Consider the following 1,458-nt stretch of genomic DNA (forward strand, 5'->3'; position numbering starts at 1 on the left):
CAAGGTCGAGCGGCGGCTGTCCTGGGACGAGCTGGCGGCCCTGGTGTCGAAGCTGCAGCAGCTGTTCGTTTCGCTCGGCGTCACAACGGGCGACCGGATCGCTGCGATGATGCCGAACATGCCCGAGACGGTGGCGGCGATGCTGGCAGCCGCCTCGATCGGGGCGGTGTGGTCGTCATGCTCGCCCGATTTCGGCGCACAGGGCGTGCTCGACCGCTTCGGCCAGATCGAACCGAAAGTCTTCATCGTGCCCGACGGCTACTGGTATGCCGGCAAGCACATCGAAGTCGGCGAGAAGGTCGCAGCGGTGGCCGCAAAGCTGACGACCGTGAGCAAGGTGCTGGTGGTCGACTATCTCGGCACGGCCAGCGACGTGGCCTCGTCCATCGCCAAGGCCGAGGCGCTGGAGGATGCCCTGGCGCCGTTCGTAGCCAGGCCGGTGACGTTTGAGCCGCTGCCGTTTTCGCACCCGCTCTACATCCTGTTTTCCTCGGGCACGACCGGCATTCCCAAATGCATCGTCCATTCGGCCGGCGGCACGCTGATCCAGCATGTCAAGGAATTGCGCCTGCATGCGGGGCTGAAAGCCGGCGACCGCCTGTTCTACTTCACCACCTGCGGCTGGATGATGTGGAACTGGCTGGTCTCGGGGCTGGCCGCGGAGGCAACGCTGCTGCTTTATGACGGCTCGCCGTTCCATCCCGACGGCAACGTTTTGTTCGACTTCGCCCAGGCCGAGAAGATGACCTATTTCGGCACCTCGGCGAAATTCATCGATTCGGTGCGCAAGGCCGGCCTGAGACCGATCGACAGCCACGATCTTTCGACCGTGCGCACCATCTCGTCGACCGGCTCGCCTTTGTCGCCGGAGTGCTTTGCCTTCGTCTATGACGGCATCAAGAAGGATGTGCACCTCGCCTCGATCTCCGGCGGCACCGACATCGTCTCGTGCTTCGTGCTCGGCGTGCCGACCGAGCCGGTGTGGAGCGGCGAGATCCAGGGTGCGGGCCTCGGCCTTGCCGTCGAGGTCTGGGACGACGACGGCCAGCCGGTGCGCCAGGAAAAGGGCGAGCTGGTCTGCGCCAGGGCATTCCCGGCGATGCCGATCGGCTTCTGGAACGATCCGGACGGCGCCAAATACCACGCCGCCTATTTCGAGCGCTTCGACAATGTCTGGTGCCATGGCGACTTCGCCGAATGGACAGCCCATGGCGGCATGATCATCCATGGCCGCTCGGATGCGACGCTCAATCCGGGCGGGGTGCGCATCGGCACCGCCGAGATCTACAACCAGGTCGAGCAGATGCCCGAGATCGCCGAGGCGATCTGCATCGGCCAGGACTGGCAGGACGACGTGCGCGTGGTGCTGTTCGTCCGCCTCGCCCCGGGCGTTTCGCTGGACGCGGAGCTGGAAAAGCGCATCCGCACCAAAATCCGCACCGGCGCCAGCCCGCGCCA

At 65.4% G+C, this 1,458-nt stretch carries 1 protein-coding gene; it reads left to right on the forward strand.

The window, feature by feature from the left end:
• Window positions 1-1,458: acetoacetate--CoA ligase (locus GGQ99_RS25990; RefSeq protein ID WP_183264797.1), on the forward strand; the 1,458-nt coding region annotated here is incomplete at both ends.

Source organism: Aminobacter niigataensis, from assembly GCF_014200015.1.
GTDB lineage: Bacteria > Pseudomonadota > Alphaproteobacteria > Rhizobiales > Rhizobiaceae > Aminobacter > Aminobacter niigataensis.